17 protein-coding genes and 3 pseudogenes are annotated in these 19,491 nt (G+C 73.2%); 9 read left to right on the forward strand and 11 right to left on the reverse strand.

Translation table 11 applies throughout. The features are described 5' to 3' along the window. Nucleotides 1–68: 68 nt before the first annotated feature. The 3 genes and pseudogenes from JHAT_RS27975 to JHAT_RS27985 all read left to right on the forward strand — a co-directional run. Nucleotides 69–239 (forward strand): annotated as a pseudogene (locus JHAT_RS27975) (putative ATP-grasp-modified RiPP); the annotation flags it as partial. Nucleotides 240–589: 350 nt separating this feature from the next. After that, nucleotides 590–1,231: pseudogene (locus JHAT_RS27980) on the forward strand (methyltransferase domain-containing protein); the annotation flags it as partial. 170 nt (nucleotides 1,232–1,401) lie between these two features. Beyond that, nucleotides 1,402–1,830 carry an ATP-binding protein gene (locus JHAT_RS27985; RefSeq protein ID WP_077801060.1) on the forward strand — a complete coding sequence of 143 codons (429 nt, stop codon included), beginning with the start codon at nucleotides 1,402–1,404 and terminating at the stop codon, nucleotides 1,828–1,830. Nucleotides 1,831–1,851: 21 nt separating this feature from the next. Here JHAT_RS27985 and JHAT_RS27990 read toward each other — a convergent pair whose 3' ends face one another. The 8 genes from JHAT_RS27990 to JHAT_RS28020 all read right to left on the reverse strand — a co-directional run bounded on the left by JHAT_RS27990 (nucleotide 1,852) and on the right by JHAT_RS28020 (nucleotide 8,040). After that, nucleotides 1,852–2,535 carry a DUF4232 domain-containing protein gene (locus tag JHAT_RS27990; protein ID WP_077801061.1) on the reverse strand — a complete coding sequence of 228 codons (684 nt, stop codon included), beginning with the start codon at nucleotides 2,533–2,535 and terminating at the stop codon, nucleotides 1,852–1,854. A 149-nt stretch (nucleotides 2,536–2,684) separates the two neighbouring features. Continuing rightward, nucleotides 2,685–4,181 (reverse strand): PLP-dependent aminotransferase family protein, encoded by a 1,497-nt coding sequence (locus JHAT_RS27995; protein ID WP_077801076.1) that lies wholly within the window; start codon nucleotides 4,179–4,181, stop codon nucleotides 2,685–2,687. Nucleotides 4,182–4,204: 23 nt separating this feature from the next. Next, nucleotides 4,205–4,936 (reverse strand): B3/4 domain-containing protein, encoded by a 732-nt coding sequence (locus JHAT_RS28000; protein WP_077801062.1) that lies wholly within the window; start codon nucleotides 4,934–4,936, stop codon nucleotides 4,205–4,207. 1 nt (nucleotide 4,937) lies between these two features. Next, nucleotides 4,938–5,072 carry a hypothetical protein gene (locus tag JHAT_RS35800; RefSeq protein ID WP_290439820.1) on the reverse strand — a complete coding sequence of 45 codons (135 nt, stop codon included), beginning with the start codon at nucleotides 5,070–5,072 and terminating at the stop codon, nucleotides 4,938–4,940. A gap of 306 nt (nucleotides 5,073–5,378) precedes the next feature. After that, complete coding sequence (locus JHAT_RS28005; RefSeq protein ID WP_077801063.1) at nucleotides 5,379–6,338, reverse strand: D-2-hydroxyacid dehydrogenase family protein; 960 nt, start codon at nucleotides 6,336–6,338, stop codon at nucleotides 5,379–5,381. Nucleotide 6,339: 1 nt separating this feature from the next. Then, nucleotides 6,340–6,843 carry a hypothetical protein gene (locus JHAT_RS28010; RefSeq protein WP_216353450.1) on the reverse strand — a complete coding sequence of 168 codons (504 nt, stop codon included), beginning with the start codon at nucleotides 6,841–6,843 and terminating at the stop codon, nucleotides 6,340–6,342. A gap of 267 nt (nucleotides 6,844–7,110) precedes the next feature. Beyond that, complete coding sequence (locus tag JHAT_RS28015) at nucleotides 7,111–7,521, reverse strand: SRPBCC family protein (protein ID WP_077801064.1); 411 nt, start codon at nucleotides 7,519–7,521, stop codon at nucleotides 7,111–7,113. A gap of 60 nt (nucleotides 7,522–7,581) precedes the next feature. Then, entirely contained in the window at nucleotides 7,582–8,040 is a 459-nt protein-coding gene (locus JHAT_RS28020; protein WP_077801065.1) for a MarR family winged helix-turn-helix transcriptional regulator, read from the reverse strand. Nucleotides 8,041–8,151: 111 nt separating this feature from the next. Here JHAT_RS28020 and hemB point away from each other — a divergent pair, with 111 nt between their 5' ends. Then, nucleotides 8,152–9,144, forward strand: coding sequence for a porphobilinogen synthase (gene hemB / locus JHAT_RS28025; RefSeq protein ID WP_077801066.1), 993 nt, complete (start codon nucleotides 8,152–8,154; stop codon nucleotides 9,142–9,144). Nucleotides 9,145–9,187: 43 nt separating this feature from the next. Here the strand turns inward: hemB and JHAT_RS28030 are convergent, their stop codons facing one another. Continuing rightward, nucleotides 9,188–9,955, reverse strand: a complete 768-nt coding sequence (locus JHAT_RS28030; protein WP_077801067.1) for a DUF4232 domain-containing protein — start codon at nucleotides 9,953–9,955, stop codon at nucleotides 9,188–9,190. 210 nt (nucleotides 9,956–10,165) lie between these two features. On the opposite strand from JHAT_RS28030, the gene JHAT_RS28035 reads away from it, so the two are divergent. The 4 genes from JHAT_RS28035 (at nucleotide 10,166) to JHAT_RS28050 (ending at nucleotide 15,051) form a co-directional block, all read left to right on the forward strand. After that, entirely contained in the window at nucleotides 10,166–11,725 is a 1,560-nt protein-coding gene (locus JHAT_RS28035) for a helix-turn-helix transcriptional regulator (RefSeq protein ID WP_077801068.1), read from the forward strand. A 66-nt stretch (nucleotides 11,726–11,791) separates the two neighbouring features. Beyond that, nucleotides 11,792–13,006: a PLP-dependent aminotransferase family protein gene (locus JHAT_RS28040; RefSeq protein ID WP_077801069.1), complete on the forward strand. Its 1,215-nt coding sequence runs from the start codon at nucleotides 11,792–11,794 to the stop codon at nucleotides 13,004–13,006. A gap of 84 nt (nucleotides 13,007–13,090) precedes the next feature. After that, nucleotides 13,091–13,960, forward strand: a complete 870-nt coding sequence (locus JHAT_RS28045) for an arylamine N-acetyltransferase (RefSeq protein ID WP_077801070.1) — start codon at nucleotides 13,091–13,093, stop codon at nucleotides 13,958–13,960. Nucleotides 13,961–14,103: 143 nt separating this feature from the next. Continuing rightward, nucleotides 14,104–15,051, forward strand: a complete 948-nt coding sequence (locus JHAT_RS28050; protein WP_253195634.1) for a hypothetical protein — start codon at nucleotides 14,104–14,106, stop codon at nucleotides 15,049–15,051. A 39-nt stretch (nucleotides 15,052–15,090) separates the two neighbouring features. Here JHAT_RS28050 and argS read toward each other — a convergent pair whose 3' ends face one another. Further along, the gene (gene argS / locus JHAT_RS28055; protein ID WP_077801071.1) at nucleotides 15,091–16,848 is read right to left on the reverse strand and encodes an arginine--tRNA ligase; all 1,758 of its coding nucleotides are present in this window, start codon (nucleotides 16,846–16,848) and stop codon (nucleotides 15,091–15,093) included. A gap of 163 nt (nucleotides 16,849–17,011) precedes the next feature. Here argS and lysS point away from each other — a divergent pair, with 163 nt between their 5' ends. Further along, nucleotides 17,012–18,754 carry a lysine--tRNA ligase gene (gene lysS, locus JHAT_RS28060; RefSeq protein WP_077801072.1) on the forward strand — a complete coding sequence of 581 codons (1,743 nt, stop codon included), beginning with the start codon at nucleotides 17,012–17,014 and terminating at the stop codon, nucleotides 18,752–18,754. A gap of 80 nt (nucleotides 18,755–18,834) precedes the next feature. On the opposite strand, the pseudogene JHAT_RS28065 reads toward lysS, so the two are convergent. Then, nucleotides 18,835–19,491, reverse strand: a pseudogene (locus JHAT_RS28065) (hypothetical protein); the annotation flags it as partial.

Genomic DNA, 19,491 nt, shown 5'->3' on the forward strand with positions numbered 1-19,491 from the left:
GTACATGTGTGAGCACACTGGGTGGCGAGAATCCGAGACTCCGCATCGCGGACAGAGAAAGGACCCCCATGACGACACTCGCCCCCCAGGCCCCCTGGGTATTGCGCCTGGTCACCGACCGGCTGCCGGTCGGGCCGCCGCCGTACGCGACGGTGACGCTCGACCCCGTCACGCAGACCGCCCGTTACACCGACACCGCCGGGCGGCCGGTCGAGATGGGCAAGCACGGGACGTCGACGGGCTCGGCGGCGTCCTGAACGCCCCGTCCGGCGCCCGGTACGTCAACCACCCGGCTGCGGTGGCCCGCGCGGAGTCCAAGCCCGCCCAGCTCCGAAGGTTCGCCCGGCTCGGGCTGGGGATTCCTCCGACGCTGATCACCAACGACCGCAAGGACGCTGAGGAGTTCGCCGCCGAGCGCGGGCCCGTCGTCTGCAAGACGTTCCGTGGTCTGCCCGCCGACGCCGACGACGGGTGCACCGGAGCGATCTGGACCCAGCGGGTCGACCCGAAGACCTTCGACGACACGCTCACCGTGACCGCCCACCTGTTCCAGGCCGAGATCCCCAAGACCGGTCACGTACGCGTCACCGTGGTCGGCCGTCGTGTCTTCGCCCAGCAGGTCGCCGCGCCCGACGGCGCGCTGGACGATCCGGCCTGGCGGGCGGCCGTCGAGGCGGTGCCCCGGCACCGGTTCGTGCCCGGGTTCTACCTGCCCGGCGAGGAGCGTGACGGGCAGGGGCTGACCGTGTGGCAGCCGGTCACCGCCGCGCTCGACCACGGCCGCTGGCTGGCCGCCGCGTACTCCGACACCACGCTCATCACGCAGTTCGACGGTGACGAACCCGACTGGGAGCACCCGGCCGAGCAGTTCGGAGGGGCCCCGACCTCGTCCTCCACGCTGCCGTCGCTCGTGGTGCGGATGTGGGTCGACGCCGACGTGCGGGAGGGGCAGAGGGTGCTGGAGATCGGCACGGGGACGGGGTACTCGACCGCGCTCGCCTGTGAACGCCTCGGATCGACTGGTGTGACGAGCGTCGAGGTGGACCCGCATCGGCTGGAGCGGGCCGCGAGCGCGCTGCACGGCTGCGGTCACACACCCACCCTGGCGGTCGCGGACGGGGGGTACGGGTACTGGCCCGAGGCTCCGTTCGACCGGATCGTCGCGGCCTGCTCCTTCCGGGCCGTGCCCCCGGCCCTGGTCGCCCAGACCCGGCAGGGCGGCCGGGACCTGAGACCTTCACCCTGTGCGTCCACGACGGCGGACAGCGCCTGCGGCACCCGTACGTGCCCTGTCTTCCGCTGCCGTCGCCCTGAGGGGCGGCCCGGACGGAGCCGGACAGCCTCCGGTCGCACGGGCCACTCGCCTTCACAGCGGGCGCGTGGATGAACACGCTGTGTGACATGAATCGAGGAACCGCCGCACCGCGCACCCCGCTCCACCAGTTCACCGTGCCGCTCTCCGCCACGCGTCGGGGTGCCCGTCTCGCCCGCCTGCTCGCCACCGAGCAACTGGATTCCTGGGGACTGCCGTTGGACCCGGCACGGCTGATCGTCGCCGAACTGGCCACCAACGCCGTCGTGCACGGCCGTGTCCCCGGCCGGGGCTTCCGGCTCACCCTCACCGTCACCGTGGACGGGGTGCTGCGCATCGAGGCGACCGACCCCAGGGGCGAGAGTGTGCCCGCACGCCGGAGCGACCCGCCGGAGCCCGCCGAGTCGGGCTACGGGCTGCTGCTGGTCGAGGAGTCGGCCGACCGCTGGGGTGTGCTGCCGGGGCCGTTCCCGTGCAAGACCGTGTGGGCGGAGGTGGAACTCCGCCCCCGGCGGTGACCCCGGTACCGGCGGGGCGGGTCAGCCGCCCTGGCCGGCGCTGCCGATCGGGCCGACCTTCACCGGGGTGCCGGAGCCGTCCGTGACGGGGAGGGATGCCGCGCCCGGCCAGTCGAGGGTGACGGACTTGGTCTCGTTGGGCGGGGTGACCACCAGGCCGGTGACGCGGACACCGGAACCGCCCGTGTCGTTGGCCGGGTAGGAGATGAAGAAGGAGACCGACTTGCCGTCCTTCAGGACGGTCGCGGGGGCCGGCTCACCCGTGCGCTCCGCGGACACCGTCCCCGCGTTGGTCTCCAGGTCGACACCGGCGAAGCCCGCGAGCGTGCAGTCCCGGCCGCCGCCGTTGGTGAACGTCACCGCGACGGTGTTCTCCTCGTCGCCGCCGATGGTGTTGTCCTGCGCGGTGACCTCCAGCTCGTCGGTGCGGCACGTGCCGGTCGCGCTCTGCTCCTGGCCCGGGCTCTCCCCGGTGGCGTCCTCCGCGGTTCCCTGGCCCGAGCTGTCCGAGCTGCCCGAGCCGCCCGAGCCGCCCGAGCCGCCCGAGCTGCCCGGGCTCGAACCGTCCTTCGAGGAGGACGAGGGGGACGAGGACGTGGTGGGCGAGTCGTTCTGGCCCGCGGCGTCGTCGTCGTTCTGGCAGGCGGTGAGCGAGAGACCCGCGGCGACGGCCAGGGCTGCGATGGTGAGCTTGTTGACGCGCATGGTGTCTTCCTCGGTGTCGGTAGGGGTGCCGGCCCGTCGGTCCGGGCGGCGTTTCCACATGCCAAGAGCGACCGGTCCGGTCCCGCGTTTCGCCCGACCGCCCGCTACTACGCCCCTGTTACAGACGGAGAGAGACGGTGACACGGGGCTCAGGAACGCCGGGCCAGCTCGCGCAGGGCCCGGCCGAGGGTCCGCACGCCCTCGGTGAGGACGCCGGGCGGGTCGGCCGCGTAGCCGAGGACCAGGCCCTGGGGGCCGGGGAGTTGGCGGTGCCAGGACAGGGGGTGGCACTTCACGCCGTGGGCGAGGGCGGCGGCGGCCAGCTCGGTGTCGGGTACGTCCGGCGCGTAGGTGACCGTCAGGTGCAGGCCGGCCGCCGCGCCGTGGACGACCGCGCCGGGCAGGTGTGCGGTGACGGCGGCGATCACCGTGTCGCGGCGGCGGACGTGGCGGGCGCGGAGCAGCCGGAGGTGGCGCTCCAACTGGCCCGATTCCATCAGCCGGGCGAGGACCAGTTGCGGCAGTACGGCGTTGCCCAGGTCGGTGAAGCGTTTCGCGTCGGTCAGCGCGTCCAGGTGGTGGGGCGGCGGGATCATCCAGCCGATCCGCAGCGCGGGGGCGAGGAGTTTGGAAACGCTGCCCATGTAGCACAGGCGGTCGGTGAGCAGGGAGCGCAGCGCGGGCACGGGCGGGCGGTCGTAGCGGTGCTCGGCGTCGTAGTCGTCCTCCAGGACCAGGCCGCCGTCCGCGGCCCAGCGCAGCAGTTCGCGTCGGCGTTCGCCGCTCGTCACGATCCCGGTGGGGAACTGGTGGGCCGGGGTGAGGAGCACGGCGCGGGCGCCGGTGGCGCGCAGCGCGTCGACGCGCGGGCCCTGGTCGTCGACCGGCACCGGTGGGGTGGCCAGGCCGCCGTTGTGCAGGTGCTGGCGGGTGCCGAGCGAGCCGGGGTCCTCCACCGCGACACCGGTGATGCCGTCCGCCGACAGCACGGGGTGCAGCAGGGTGAGCGCCTGCGCGGTGCCGGCGACGATCAGGATCCCGTCCGGCTCGACCCGGATGCCGCGGCTGCGCGCCAGCCAGTCGGCGACGGCGCGGCGCAGCCGCGGGGCGCCGCGGGGATCGCCGTATCCGAGGTCCGCGGTGGACAGTTCGGCGAGCACGGCCCGTTCGGCGCGCAGCCAGGCCGTGCGGGGGAACGCGGAGAGGTCGGGCCGACCGGGGGTGAGGTCGACGCGGGCGTCGGCGGCGCGCAGCGCGTCGAAGACGTCGGCGCCGGGCTCGCCGGTGAAGGGGGAGCGGGGCGCTGTCCGGCCGGGGTGCGGGACCTCCGGCCCGCGGGCCGGAGGCGCCGCGACCACCACCGTGCCGCCGCGCCGGCGCCCCTCGACGTGCCCGTCCTCGGCGAGCCGCCGGTACGCCTCGGTGACCACGCCCCGGGAGACGCGCAGCTCGGCGGCGAGCACCCGGGTGGCCGGCAGCCTGCTGCCCACGGTCAGCCGGCGGTCGGTGATCGCCTGTCGCAGCCGCCCGGCCAGCCAGTCCGCCTTGCCGCCCGACGGCGCGTCCTCGGGCCGCAGTTGCAGGAAGTCGGAGCCGTGCGCCGCCGTACCGCTCGGCTGTCCTTCCCGCTCGCTCACCGCACCCATGGTGCCACGGGGGCCGCGCACCGCTACGGGGCCGCCCGAGTGCCGGACAGCGGCTCGTCGCTGAACGCGAACTCCCGCGCGGAGGAGGTGAGGAGGGCCGTCGTGGGGGTGACCTGCCAGTGCGCGGTGAGTTCCCGGGCGATCGTTCGCAGTGCCTCCGTGACGGTGTCCGTTCCGCCGTCGTGCACGGCCTCCACCACCACGAAGATGCGGCTGGTGCGATCGCCGACCGCGGAGTGGCCGCTCTGCCGGTTGGTCCAGCGCCGGGCGTGCGCCCGCCCGGCGGAGTCGGCGTACGTCACCTCGCCGGGCGCCGGGTGCTCCGTACCGCCGCCGAAGGGGGTGTACTCCTCGTCACCGCGGGCGTGGCGCACTTCGAGCAGCGGGCCGGTGACGCGGTCGGCGTCGAGCACCGCGACCGGGACGGCGTACGCGACGGAGACCGCGTTGCACAGGTCGACCACCGGGTGGATGCGCGGCAGTGTCCCTTCCTTGCGCAGCCGCCGCAGCAGGGACTCCGAGGCGCACCGGTACTGGGTCGGCTTCAGCCCCATCCGGGCGAAGGCCCGGCGCCAGGCGAGCACTTCGGGGAATCGGCCCTCGGGGGTGTCGGCCAGCCGGGCCAGGGCGCGGGCGGTGTACTCCGCGACGCGCGGGCCGGTGTCGGCCGTCCGGTCGACGCCGGTGGCGTGGAGTGCGCCCACCGCGAGGTGGGGGTGGTCGGACCAGATCGCGTCAGCGTGCCGGAAACGCATCTCACGCCACCGCCGTCCGTGCGCTCAGGCCCACGAGGCGGACGGTGGACACCCGGCGGACGCCGGTGCCGGGGGTGGCCGGCACGGCCGGGGTGGCCGGCACGACCGGGGTGGTCAGCAGGAACGCGGGACTCAAGAGAACCCTCCGGGAGGTCGACGGTCCTCCCAGTCTGCTGCGACCATGGCCCGAAGGGCAGAGCCAAAAGGCACCGTCCCGACCGGTCCAAAAACCACGGGCTCCGGTGCTCGGCACCAGGAGCCCGCGGCGCCGAGGACGGTCCGTCGGACGAGGCCGGTTCGTCAGACCAGCCCCCCGACAGCAGGCCGCCGCCCGCTGCGACCGCGAAGGCGAGGTCGCGGCGCCCCGCGGTGACCGCTCCGGGGGTGCCCCGGGTCACCGGCACCAGTACGGCCTGCCGGAACGGTTCCCGCGGGGGACGCGTCAGCCCAGACGGCGGATCGGGGTGCCGGCGAGGTAGGCGTCGATGGCTTCCACCGCCTGGCCGTAGTACGTGCGGTAGTTGAGGTGGGAGACGTACCCCAGGTGGGGCGTCGCCAGCAGGCGGGGGGCGGTGCGCATCGGGTGGTCGGCGGGCAGCGGCTCGGTGTCGAAGACGTCGACCGCCGCGCCCGCGATGCGGGCCTCGTGCAGGGCGGTGAGCAGGGCGTCCTGGTCGACGAGGGCCGAGCGGGAGGTGTTGACCAGGTAGGCGGTCGGCTTCATCAGGGCCAGCTCGGCGGCGCCCAGGATGCCCCGGGTGGTCCCGCCCAGCACCAGGTGGAGCGAGACGAAGTCGCTGGTGGCCAGTAGCTCTTCCTTCGAGGACGCCAGTTCCGCGCCCACCTCGTCCGTGCGTTCCTTGGTGAGGTGGGGGCTCCAGGCCGTGACCTCCATGCCGAAGGCGAGGCCCACCCGCGCCACCCTGCTGCCGATCTTGCCCAGTCCGAGCAGGCCGAGGCGGCGGCCGTGCAGGTCCGCGCCGACCGTCGACTGCCACGGGCCGCCCGCCCGCAGGGCGTTGTTCTCCGTCACGATGCCGCGCGCCAGGCCGAGCAGGAGCGCCCAGGTCAGTTCCACCGGCGGGGTGGGGGAGCTCTGGGTGCCGCAGACCGTGACGCCGGCCCGCTCGGCGGCCGCGTGGTCGATGACGGAGTTGCGCATGCCGGACGCGACGATCAGCTTCAGCCGGGGGAGCCGGTCGAGGAGGGAGGCGGGGAACGGGACGCGTTCGCGCAGAGTCACCACGATGTCGAAGTCCGCGAGGACGTGGGCGAGTTCGTCCTCGGTGGCGAAGTGCTCGGTGAAGGAGGTGACCTCCACCCGGTCGCCGACGGGGCTCCAGTCGGCGACGGTGGTGGCGACGTCCTGGAAGTCGTCGAGTACGGCACAGCGCAGGCGCATGTCAGCCCTTTCCGGTGAGGCCGGTGTCTCCGCCGCGGGACGGGCGGGGGTCCTGGGACAGTCCAGCACGACGGAGCGACCGGTCCCGCAGCGCCTGGACGGCGGCTGCCGTGGGGGCGAGCACGAGGACCGCCAGACCGGTGAAGACCACCGGGTTCACCCAGCCCGGCACCAGCTCGGTGCCCACGCCCTCCGGCGTGACGCACTGGGCGCTGACCGGCAGCGTCATCCGGGTCACCACGTGATCGCCCGCCGCTCCGGCGGCGGCGCACATCTGGTCGGGGTCCAGGATGTAGAACCCCTGGTTCACGCCGTACGCGTAGGCGCCCAGGGCCGCCGATCCGGCCAGTACGGCCAGCAGGGCGCACGACGCGGGGCTGGGCACGCGCAGACCGCTCTCCGGCTCCCAGTGCCACACCCGCACGGCGAGGGCCCCCGCGGTGCCCAGGACGACGAACGGCGTCAGGAGCGGCGCGAAGGCCAGGATCAGGAAGAGAGCTGCCACGTCTGTTCGGACATCTCACACCGGTGATCGGTTCCGCCGGGTGCCGGGTGCCGGGTGCCGGGTCCCGGACGCCGGGGGCGGGCGCGACCGGACCGCGTCGCCCAGGTCGTACCCCTGCCTCGGCACGTGAGCACTCCGTGCGTCACTGTCCTTCACGCGCTCACCTGCGCGCGAGGATGACAAAGAGCGGATTGGTGTTCACGGTTCTCGGACCCGTGACGACCGCGAACGGGCCCGAACAGCTCTTGGCGGTCGGCCCGCCCTGCCCTACGCGGACTCCAGCAGTTCCTTGAGCCGGACCAGGTCGGCGGTGACCGTGTCGGCGTCGCGTGCGAAGTCGGCGTCGGTCGTGCCCGGCTGTCGGCGGACGGTGAAGACCACCTCGCTCGCGGTGCCGTCGGGGATCACGCGGACCGGGTTGTGGACGGTCTGCCCGGAGGGCAGCGTGACGTAGTGGTCGAGTACACCCAGGTCGTTGGGCGGGGTGAAGGTGATCGTGATCCGGCCCATGGGGGAGGACGCCGCGACCCAGCGGTCCCCTTCCCGCTCGACGGAGGTGCCGAGGCCGTGGGCCCACGCGGGCAGGTTGGCCGGGTCGGAGGCGTAGGCGTAGACGTCGGCCGCGGGTCGGTCGATGCGGACGCCGAGGTGGCGGGACTCCCTGTCGGTGCTGTTCATGGGAGCGACGGTAGCGAGCCGCGGGCGCCGGAATCTTGAACGAATCGGACGCAACAGGCCCTAGTGGTGCCAGGCATGGCCGCCCGTGTTGTGGATGAAGCGCTGGAGCACCTTCATCGTGGTCAGGTACTCCTCGTCGGAGATTCCAGCGTGGCGCTCCGTCCACAGCTCGTCCTGGACGGCGGCTGCCTTCTCGTAGAACGTCCGGCCCGCCGGGGTCAGGGAGAGCAGGTCGTCGGGGGCGTGGAGGATCCAGCCCGCGTCGATCGTCGCGTCGATCTCCGACTCCATCGTCTCCGGGCCCGTGTCGAGGTAGTTCCGCAGGAGGTCGCGGACCTCGGCGCGGGTCTTCGGGGCGTCGGCGCGGGCGACCTGGGCGAGCACCCACCACTGCGGCTGGGTCGTGCCGATCTCGGCGAGGGCGGCCCTGGTGCGGGTGACGACGGCGTTGTACGCCGCCCAGCTCCAGTAGCCGATGGGCTGGCGGATCAGTTCGGCGTCGCTGTGTGAGTAGTCCATGGCGCCGACCGTAGAAGCTGAAGCTTGGTTGAGGTCAAGCCCGGCAGGGCCCCGGTCGGGCCGACTCTCCGTCGGCAAAGGCACGGGTGGGGCGGGCGTAGCGTAGGTGGTATGACGACGTACGGATCCTTTCCCGGCACCCGGCCCCGGCGGCTGCGGACCACTCCCGTCATGCGTCGGATGGTCGCCGAGACCCGGCTGCATCCCGCCGACCTGATCCTCCCCGCCTTCGTGCGCGAGGGCGTGAGCGAGCCGGTGCCGATCGAGGCGATGCCCGGGGTCGTGCAGCACACCCGGGACAGCCTGAAGAAGGCCGCCGCCGAGGCGGTCGAGGCCGGGATCTCCGGGATCATGCTGTTCGGCGTGCCGGAGGACGGGAAGAAGGACGCCGCCGGTACGGCGGGCACCGACCCCGACGGGATCCTCCAGGTCGCCCTGCGGGACGTGCGGGCCGAGGTCGGGGACGAGCTGCTCGTCATGTCCGACCTGTGCCTCGACGAGTTCACCGACCACGGGCACTGCGGCGTCCTCGACGAGCAGGGGCGGGTCGACAACGACGCCACCCTCGAGCGGTACGCCGAGATGGCCCAGGTCCAGGCCGACGCCGGCGCCCATGTCGTCGGCCCCAGCGGGATGATGGACGGCCAGATCGGGGTCATCCGCGACGCCCTCGACCAGATCGGGCGGGAGGACGTCGCGATCCTCGCCTACACCGCGAAGTACGCCTCCGCCTTCTACGGGCCCTTCCGCGAGGCCGTCGGTTCCTCGCTCAAGGGCGACCGCAAGACCTACCAGCAGGACGCCGCCAACGCCCGCGAGTCGCTGCGGGAGTTGGCGCTCGACCTGGAGGAGGGGGCCGACATGGTGATGGTCAAGCCGGCCGGGCCCTACCTCGACATCCTCGCCAAGGTCGCCGAGGCGTCCGACGTGCCCGTCGCCGCCTACCAGATCTCCGGCGAGTACTCGATGATCGAGGCCGCCGCCGAGAAGGGCTGGATCGACCGCGACCGGGCCATCCTGGAGACGCTCACCGGGATCAAGCGGGCCGGTGCGCGCAACATCCTGACCTACTGGGCCACCGAAGTCGCCCGCACCCTGCGCTGAGCGACCTCCCCCGGTGCTTCGCGCACCGGGGGAGAGGACCCCTTCAGAAGCCGAGGGCGGCGTCCATGTCGGTCTGCCAGTAGGTGACCGTCAGCGCGGTGTCGACGTACACGCCGTCGGCGGGCAGGGCGACCCTGGCGATGGAGCCGTCCTCGAAGGGGATCGTGAGGGTGTTCGTCTCGTAGCCGTTCTCGCCGCTGCCGTCGCCGGCCGACAGCATCACCCCGGCGTAGCCGGACTCGCCCGGACCGAGACCGGTCAGCGCCTGCGGCTTGGTCGACTTCGCGACCGGCGGCACGGACTGGGCCTCGCCGAAGCGGGCCGCCGGGTACTGCGGCAGCATGCACGTCTTCGAACCGGTGTTGGTGGCGGTCAGCAGCAGGTGGTTGAGCGGGCGGGACAGCTTCTGCGCGGTGATCTTGACGTCGGACGCGGAGCACTCGCCGGGCATCTCGTCCTCGCCGCCCCCGCGGCTGCCCTGCGCGCTGGTGCCGGCCGAGCCGCCGTCGGCCGAACCGGCGGAGCCGCCCTTGCCGGAGCCCGAGGAGCCGGCCGAGCCGGAGGAGCCGGTCGAGCCCGTGGACCCGTTGGAGTCCGTGCCCGAGCCCGTCGTACCGGACGAGGCGTGGTTCCCGCCCGTGGAGGCGGAGCCGCCGGCGGACGGTGCGGTCCGGCCCGTGTCCGTCACGGAGGCGGCCGGGACGCTCGCGGCGTCCGTGTCCGAACCGCCCCCGCAGGCGGTCAGGGAGAGTGCGGCCAGCGCGACCGTGGTGGCGGCGAACAGGCGGGTACGGGTGATGCGTGCAGACATGAAGGAGCCCCGTTTCGGTGGAAGTTGGGTGAGCCGCTCGACCGTTCGCCGGGAGCGGCTGCTTGGATGACCACAGCTTGGGGCCCGGGTCGTCCCAAGCGCCAGCAGTGCCGCGACATGCGGGACAATGGGACACCGGGAACGGCTCTGACCTGGGGAAACAGTGTTCCTCTGGGATGCCGGGCGGGGATGCGGGGAGAGGGAGAGACGGTGGCTGGGGACGACTTCGCGGCACTGCTGCGGGAGCTCAAGGAGCGATCCGGGCTCAGTTTCGGGACATTGGGCAAGCGGCTGCACATGAGCGCGTCCACCCTGCACCGGTACGTCAGCGGGGAGGTCGTGCCCGTCGAGTTCGCGCCCGTCGAGCGCCTGGCCCGGGTGTGCCGGGCGACCCCCGAGGAACTGCTCGAACTCCACCGCCGCTGGATCCGCGCGGACGCGCTGCGCGGCGTGAAGAAGGCGGAGGAGAAGGCCGGGGAGAAGGCCGCGGGGAAGGCGGGGGACAAGGGCGCGGGGGAGGCGGACGCCGGCGCGGGAGCGGACGCGCGACTCCGACCGTCGGAGGCCGGCGCGGGAGGATCCACCGGGACTGCCGGGGCTGCCGGGGCTGCCGGGGCTGCTGGGGCTGCCGGGGCCGCCGAGGCCGCTGGGACCACGGGGGTCGACAGGGCCGCCGAAGCCGGGGCCGCCGAAGCCGAAGCCGGAGCCGTCGGTGCCGATGCCGGTGCCATGGAGGAGACCGGCCCCCCGGCCTCGCCCGCACCGGACGTGCCGCACGCGTCGGCCACGTCGCCCGCGTCCGGCGCCTCGTTCACCCCGGCCGGCCCGCCCACGCCGTCCCGGCCGGCCGGGACGCGCCGTCGGGTGCCCCGTGCCGCCCTGTACGCCGCGACCGGCGTCGTCGTCATCGCCGGTGCCGTGACGCTCATGGCGAACCTCGTGTCGGGCACCGGTGACGACGACGGGCGGCGCGGTCCGGCCGGGGTCGCCGAGGCCGCCGTGTCGCCCTCCGTCTCGGCGTCCAAGGCCGCCACCCGGTCGGCGTCGCCCCGCGCGAGCGCCTCCGCCTCGACGTCAGCCTCCCCGTCCGCGCTCCCCTCCGTGTCCGCCTCGGCGTCCGCGACGCACGGGGACACGGCCGCCGAGCCGAGCCGCCGCGCCCCCGCCTCCGGCCCGGCGCTCACCGTGTCGACCACCCCGTACTTCTGGGACTCCCCCTGCGACCACGCCTTCCTGGTCGACCGCAGCCCGCAGAACGTGCTGCCCCCGCCCCCGCAGCAGGACGCGGTCGGCTGGGCCACCGCCTACGGCGCGGTCTCCGCCAACCGGCAGACGGTCGTCCTCACCGTGCAGGGCACCGGCGAGGAGACCGTGGTCCTCGAGGACCTGCACGTCCGCGTGGTGAGCAGCAGGCCGGCGCTGGACTGGAACCAGTACGTGATGGGCAACGGCTGCGGCGGCGGGGTGGACCGCGCGTCCTTCGACGTCTCGCTGGACCTGGGCACCCCGCTGGCGATGCCGGTCGCGGGGCAGCGGGACTTCCCGTACAAGGTCACCGAGTCCGACCCGGAGGTGTTCCACGTCAAGGCGCACACCAGCGGCCACGACGTCAGCTGGTACCTGGAGCTGAAGTGGTCGAGCGGGGAGCGGCACGGCACCCTGCGCATCGACGACCACGGCAAGCCGTTCCGCACCAGCGCCTCCAAGGACGCGTCCTACTACGCGTACCCCCTCGGCAGCCACGCCTGGGAGTACGTCGAGGGGACCTGACCCGCGCGCGTGTCCGCATCACGGAAACATTCTTGTAGACGGCACGTACATGCCTAGGCTGCGGGCATGACAGTGACTCAGGCCCCCGCCCCCGCCGTCCCCGCATCCCTGCCGCCGCTCGCCGCGCGGGCCCGGTCGACCGGGGGTTCGCCCGTACGGGACATCCTGGCCGTCACCGCCCGCCCCGAGGTGATCAACTTCGCGGGCGGGCTGCCGGCCCCCGAGCTGTTCGACGCGGAGGGCATCGCCGCCGCGTACCGGGCCGTCCTCACCGAGGCGCCCGCGCGGGCACTGCAGTACTCCACCACCGAGGGCGAGCCCGCGCTGCGGGCCGCGCTCGCCGCCCGTGCCTCGGCGCGCGGGCTGGACACCAGTGCTGACGACATCCTGGTCACCACCGGTTCGCAGCAGGCGCTGTCCCTGCTCGCCACCGCCCTGATCGAGCCGGGCGACACGGTGCTCGTCGAGAACCCCTGCTACCTGGCCGCCCTCCAGGCCTTCGGCTTCGCGGGCGCCCGGGTGATCGCGGTGCCCGGTGACGAGGACGGGGTGGATCCCGTGGCGCTGGAGGAGCTGGTGGTGCGCGAGCGGCCCAAGCTGCTCTATACCGTGCCCACCTTCTCGAACCCGACCGGTCGCACCATGCCCGCCGCCCGCCGTGCCGCCGTCGCCGAGGTCGCCGGCCGGTGCGGGCTGTGGATCGTCGAGGACGACCCGTACGGGGAGCTGCGCTTCGAGGGCGGGCGGGTGCCGTGGATCGCCTCCTACGAGGGCGCCCGGGACCGCACCGTGCTGCTGGGCTCCTTCTCCAAGGTGATGGCGCCCGGCCTGCGCCTGGGCTGGCTGCGGGCGCCCGCCGAGCTGCGCCGGGCCTGCGCGGTCGCCAAGCAGGCCGCCGACCTGCACACCCCGACCGTCAACCAGCTCGCCGCCGCCCGGTACCTGGCCGACAACGACCTGGACGCCCACGTCGCCCGCGTCGCCGCCGCCTACGGGGAGCGCCGGGACGCCATGCTCGCGGGCCTGGCGGACGCGCTCCCGGAGGGGTCGGTGTGGACCCGGCCCGAGGGCGGCATGTTCCTCTGGATCCGCCTGCCCGGCGGCTACGACACCACGGCCCTCCTCCCCGAGGTGGTCCGCCACGACGTGGCGTACGTCCCCGGCGCCCCCTTCCACGCGAGCGAGCCCGACCGCGCCACGATGCGGCTGTGCTTCGTCACCCAGACGCCGGACGAGATCGCGGAGGGCCTGCGGAGGCTGGGGAAGGCGCTGGGGGCCTGACCCGTCGACCTAAGTCCAAAGAAGGGGACCGGTTCCGGCCGCGGTCGGCGGACGGGGAGGGCGGTGGGTTCCTAGGGTGGTCGCATGGCTGACAGCGCACCGAACGCACCGTTCGACCTCGACGCGTACCTCGGACGGATCGGCTGGGAGGGGGAGCGGCGGCCCGACGCGGAGACGTTGAGCGGCGTGCACCTCGCCCACCTGCGGGCCGTCCCGTTCGAGAACCTCGACGCCCTGGGCGGTACGGCCCCCTCCCTCGACCCGGCCGCCCTGATGGCCAAACTGGTCCACGGGCGGCGGCGCGGCGGCTACTGCTACGAGCACAACACCCTCTTCGCGCTCGCCCTGGAGGCGCTCGGCTTCCGGGTGACCCGGCTGACCGCGCGGGTCGTCGTCGGCGCCGACCGGTTCGAGGACCGGCCCCGCACCCACATGGCCCTGCTGGCCGAGGTCCCCGGCGAGCCGCTGCCGTACCTGGCCGACGTCGGCTTCGGTGCCGCCGGGTCCCTGCTGGAGCCGGTGCCGCTGACCGCGGACACCGAGTTCCACGACGCCGGACGCCGGCACCGGCTGGTGCACGCACCGCAGCGGGGGCCGCTGGAGACGTGGGTGCTCGAGGCGCACGGGGCGTCCGCGGAGGGCGGCTGGCAGGCGCAGTACGCCTTCACGGTGGAGCCGTTCGAGCAGAGCGACTACGAGGTCATCAACTGGCACATCGCCACGAACCCCCGGTCGCCCTTCTCCCGCCGCCCCTACGTGCAGCGCCTCACGGCGGACGGGCACCTGCTGCTCGACGGCGACCGCGTCACCGCGACCCGTACCGAGGACGTGGGGCCGGGCAGGGTCAGGGCCACGATCGAGGAGCGCGAGCTGCACGACGAGGCCGAGGCCCGTCGTGTGCTGGCGGAGGACTTCGGCATCGACGCGCCCGGGGGACTGCGGCTGCTCGGCTGACGCGACGCGTCGGCGACCGGTTCCGGAAGGACGCGTGGGGTTCCGGTGGTTTATGTGAAGCATCCTGGGACAGGCAACCTGGCGTTGTGCAACACCAGTTCGGGCACCCGGAGTGGTGCCCGCCACACAAGGGGGAGGCATCCGTGCGTACCCGCACCGGATGGCGGCGTGCCCTGCTCGGCACGCTGGCGAGCCTGACGGCGACCATCGGCCTGACGGCCGGACTGTCCGCGCCCGCCGCGGCGGCGACCGGGACACCGGTGGCCGTCACCAAGTACAGCCACACCAGCGCACCCGGCGACTGGGTCGGTCAGGGCGGGAGCGTCGCCCTCACGCCCAGGACGGCGGACATCACCGTGTCCGGGGAGAGGGAGGCGCTGACCGTCCGGATCGAGAACGAGACCGACTGGTGGACCGTCGAACTCGCCGCTCCGCAGGGCGAGAAGCTCCACCCCGGGGTCTACCGCGGCGCGGAACGGGCGTCCTCGCGCACCGGACGGGCCCCGGGCCTCGACGTCAGCGGCGACTCGCGCGGCTGCAACCAGGTCTACGGGCAGTTCTCGGTCAACCAGATCGAGGCGGACGCGACCGGTGCGATCACCGTGCTGGACGCGACCTACACGCAGCGCTGCGAGGCGGCCGACGCCCCGGTCCTCAAGGGCGTCGTCAAGTACCGCGCCTACCCGCTGTCCTTCACCTACGCCAGCGAGCCCGGCGACTACCCCGGCCAGGGCAGGAGCGGCACCCACACCGGCGCCACCAGCCTCTTCTCACTCCAGGAGTGGGGCGTCGGCGGCCTCCAGTACGACGTGTCCGGCAAGCGCGAGACCTGGTCCGCCCTCCTCGTCCCGCCGGCCGGCGAGAGCTTCGAGGCCGGACGCACCTACCGGACGGAACGCGGCAACGGACCCGGCGTGGCCGGCCTCGACGTGTCCGGCTTCGGCGGCTGCAACGCCAGTGAAGGGTCCCTGACCCTCACCAGGCTGGCCCGCGGCGAGGACGGTACGGTCACCGCCTTCGCCGCCACGTTCGTCCAGCACTGCGAGGGCGCCGAGCCGGCGCTGCGCGGAACGATCCACTACTACGCCTGACGCCCCACGGGTGGGCCGGGTGCGTCCCGGCCCACCCGCTCAGAGCCGCTCGGGCGTCCTGATGCCCAGCAGGGCCATGCCCTTGGTCAGCGTGCGGGCCGTGACGTCGCACAGGAACAGGCGGTTCTCCACCTGCTCGGGCGTCTCGGCCTTCAGGACCGGGCACTTGTCGTAGAAGGACGTGTACAGCGACGCGAGCTGGTACAGGTACGCCGTCAGCTTGTGCGGGGCGTACTCCGCGGCCGCCTCGAAGACCGTGTCCCCGAACGCGTCCAGGTGCAGGCCCAGCGCGCGTTCCGCCTCGTGCAGCGCCAGCTCCGAGTGGGCGGCGGGGCGGACCTCGCCGGCCTTGCGGAGGATGGACCGGATACGGGCGTACGCGTACTGGAGGTAGACGGACGTGTCGCCGTTGAGCGAGACCATCTGGTCGAGGTCGAACTTGTAGTCGCGGCTCGGCGACGTCGACAGGTCCGCGTACTTCACGGCGCCGATGCCGACCTGCGCGGCCCGCTCCTGGATCTCGTCCTCGGTGAGGTCCCGCGCCTTCTCCCGCACGACCTCCGCCGCCCGCTGCACGGCCTCGTCCAGCAGGTCCTCCAGCCGCACGGTCTCGCCCGCGCGGGTCTTGAAGGGCTTGCCGTCCGCGCCGAGCACCGTGCCGTAGCCCATGTTGTGCGCGGTGACCTCGTCGTTCAGCCAGCCGGCCCGGCGGGCGGTCTCGAAGACCATCCGGAAGTGCAGCGACTGACGCACGTCGACGACGTACAGCAGCGTGGTGGCGTGCAGGTCCTGGACGCGGTCGCGGATCGCGGTCAGGTCGGAGGCCGCGTAGCCGAAGCCGCCGTCGGCCTTCTGCACGATCAGCGGGACCGGCTGGTCGTCCTTGCCGCGGATGTCGTCGAAGAACACCACGAGCGCGCCCTCGGAGCGCACCGCGACGCCCATCTCCTCCAGGAGGCGGGCGGTCTCGGGCATGCCCTCGTTGTACGCGGACTCGCCGACGATCTCGTCGTCGCGGATCTCCATGTCGAGCTTCTCGAAGACGGAGTAGAAGTAGACCTTCGACTCGTCCACGAACTGCTGCCACAGCTCGAGCGTCTCCTTGTCGCCGGACTGCAGGGCGACGACCCGCTTGCGGGCCCGGTCCTTGAACTCCTCGTCCGCGTCGAAGAGCGCACGCGACGCCTTGTACACGCGGTTCAGGTTGCTCATGGCCTGCTCGCCGTCGACCTCGGCCGCGGGGGCCAGCTCGCCGGGGTGCTCGACCAGGTACTGGATGAGCATGCCGAACTGGGTGCCCCAGTCACCGATGTGGTGCCGGCCGATCGTCTTCTCCCCGGTGAAGTCGAGCATGCCGCGCAGGGCGTCGCCGATGACCGCCGACCGCAGGTGGCCGACGTGCATCTCCTTCGCCACGTTCGGCTGGGCGTAGTCGACGACCGTGACGCCCGCGTCCTCCTTCAGCGGCACGCCGAGGCGCTCGCCGTCCGCGTACCGCGCGGCGAGGTTCCCGGTGATGGCCCGGTCGCCGATCGTGATGTTCAGGAAGCCGGGGCCGGAGACCTCGACGTCCGCGATCAGGTCGCCGGTGGTGATGTGCGAGACGACCTCGGCCGCCAGCTCCCGCGGGTTCGCCTTGGACTTCTTGGCCAGGGCGAGGATGCCGTTGGCCTGGTAGTCCGCCCGGTCGCTTCGTCGCAGCAGCGGGTCCGCGCCGGCGGCCTCCGGCCGGGTGGCCGTCAGGGCGGACGCGAGGTGCTGCTGGACGGAGGCGCTGAGGGACGTGACCGAGGCCATGGAGTGGCTGCCGTTCTGCTCGGGTTCCTGGAAGTAGTACAGAAACCGAGTATCCCATGCGGTGAAAAGCGGTTTTCGCGGATGCGGGCCGGGCTGGGAGAATGGAGCGGTCAGCCGTGCGACCCGTACCGGCTGCTCCCGGAGAAGTTTCAGGAAAGAGGACGTGCCGATCGTGGCTCAGAGCACAGAGACCACCGACTGGGTCTCCCGTTTCGCGGACGAGGTCATCGCCGAGTCGGAGCGTCGTGCCCCGGGCAAACCGGTCGTCGTCGCGTCCGGGCTCTCCCCCTCCGGCCCCATCCACCTGGGCAACCTGCGCGAGGTCATGACCCCGCACCTCGTCGCCGACGAGATCCGCCGCCGCGGCCGCGAGGTCCGGCACCTGATCTCCTGGGACGACTACGACCGGTACCGCAAGGTGCCGGCCGGCGTCCCCGGCGTCGACGGGAGCTGGGCCGAGCACATCGGCAAGCCCCTGACCTCGGTCCCGGCCCCCGAGGGCTCCTCGTACCCGAACTGGGCGGAGCACTTCAAGGCCGCCATGGTCGAGGCGCTGGCCGATCTCGGCGTGGAGTTCGACGGGATCAGCCAGACCGCGCAGTACACCTCCGGTGTCTACCGCGAGCAGATCCTGCACGCCATGAGGCACCGGCAGGACATCGACGCGATCCTCGCCCAGTACCGGACCAAGAAGGCCCCGGCGAAGAAGCAGCAGCAGAAGCCGGTCGACGAGGCCGAGCTGGAGGCCGCCGAGGGCTCCGGCGCCGCCGCCGAGGACGACGGCAGCTCCGGCTCCGCCGGGTACTTCCCGTACAAGCCGTACTGCGGCAACTGCGAGAAGGACCTGACGACGGTCACCGCGTACGACGACGACTCGACCGAGCTGACGTACGCCTGCACCGCGTGCGGCTTCTCCGAGACGGTCCGGCTGAACGAGTTCAACCGCGGCAAGCTGGTCTGGAAGGTCGACTGGCCGATGCGGTGGGCGTACGAGGGCGTGATCTTCGAGCCCAGCGGTGTCGACCACTCGTCCCCAGGGTCGTCGTTCCAGGTCGGCGGGCAGATCGTCGGCATCTTCGGCGGCGAGCAGCCGATCGGCCCGATGTACGCCTTCGTCGGCATCAGCGGCATGGCGAAGATGTCCTCGTCCAAGGGCGGCGTGCCCACCCCGGGCGACGCGCTGCAGATCATGGAGCCGCAGCTGCTGCGCTGGCTGTACGCCCGCCGCAGGCCCAACCAGTCCTTCAAGATCGCCTTCGACCAGGAGATCCAGCGGCTCTACGACGAGTGGGACCGCCTGGACGCCAAGGTGGCCGACGGCAGCGCGCTGCCCGCCGACGTCGCCGCGCACGCGCGTGCCGTGCGCACGGCCGCCGGCGAGCTGCCGCGGACGCCCAGGCCGCTGCCGTACCGGACGCTCGCGTCCGTGGCCGACATCACCGCCGGCCACGAGGACCAGGCGCTGCGCATCCTCAGCGAGCTCGACCCGGCCGACCCGCTGGGCTCGCTGGACGAGGCCCGGCCGCGCTACGACAAGGCCGAGGCGTGGATCAATACCCACGTCCCCGCCGACCAGCGCACCATCGTCCGCGACGAGCCCGACGCCGAGCTGCTCAAGTCCCTCGACGAGCCGTCCCGGCAGTCCCTGCGGCTGCTGCTCGACGGACTCGCCGAGCACTGGTCGCTGGACGGGCTCACCCACCTCGTCTACGGCGTGCCCAAGGTCCAGGCCGGGTTCTCCGCCGACGCCACGCCGAAGGAACTGCCGCCGGAGATCAAGACCGCCCAGCGGACCTTCTTCGCGCTGCTGTACCACCTGCTCGTCGGCCGCGACACCGGTCCGCGCCTGCCCACGCTGCTGCTGGCGGTCGGGCAGGACCGGGTGCGGACCCTGCTCGGCGAGTAACCGGCCCCGGTACGACGACGAAGGGGGGGCGCCCGGCGAACACCGGGCGCCCCCCTTCGTCGTGCCGCCGCCGCGGCCGGTCAGGCGATGTGGTTCTCCTCCAGCTCCGCGTTGAAGCGGTTGGAGAAGCGGACGACCAGGCGCTTGGCCTCCGCGTCCGCGAGCGTCGTGCCGTACGTCGCCTCGATGTTCTCGCCGAACTCCCGCGGCGTCGGGAAGCTGTCGTCGATCGACTGCCGGAAGACCTGGTAGTACGCCTCCTCGTCCGGCTCCGCGGCCGGCGTGCCGCCGCCGTCGCCCAGCTCCCGCGTGCGGCCCGGGACGACCGGGATGGGGAAGCTGCCGGTCTCCTCCGGAGCGGGCTCCTGGAGCGGCGGCTCCTCCTCGTACTGGTCCCGGTACTCGTCGGCCTGCTGCTGCTCCTCGTACCACTGGGCGTACTGCTCGGCCGGGTCGTACGTCGGGTCGTAGCCGCCCTGGTACGCGACCTGGCGGGGGGTGTTGAACCAAGGGCTCTGGTCGTCGGGCTCGGGCACCGCCTCCGGCTCGTGCGGGGGTCGGGCCGCCTCGCGGGGCGTCCCACGACCGCCGGCCAGCTCGGGACGCCTGTCCGCGGCGGGGGCCGCCGCGGCCTCCGCCGGAGCCGGGGTCCCGGCGGCCGGCTGCGGCGCGGGCGGCAGCAGCGCCGGCTCGATGCCCGCCGCCGCCAGACCCGCCGGGGCCGTCTGCGCGAGGAT

The sequence above is a fragment of the Streptomyces sp. JHA26 genome (assembly GCF_002005565.1).
Taxonomy (GTDB): Bacteria; Actinomycetota; Actinomycetes; order Streptomycetales; family Streptomycetaceae; genus Streptomyces.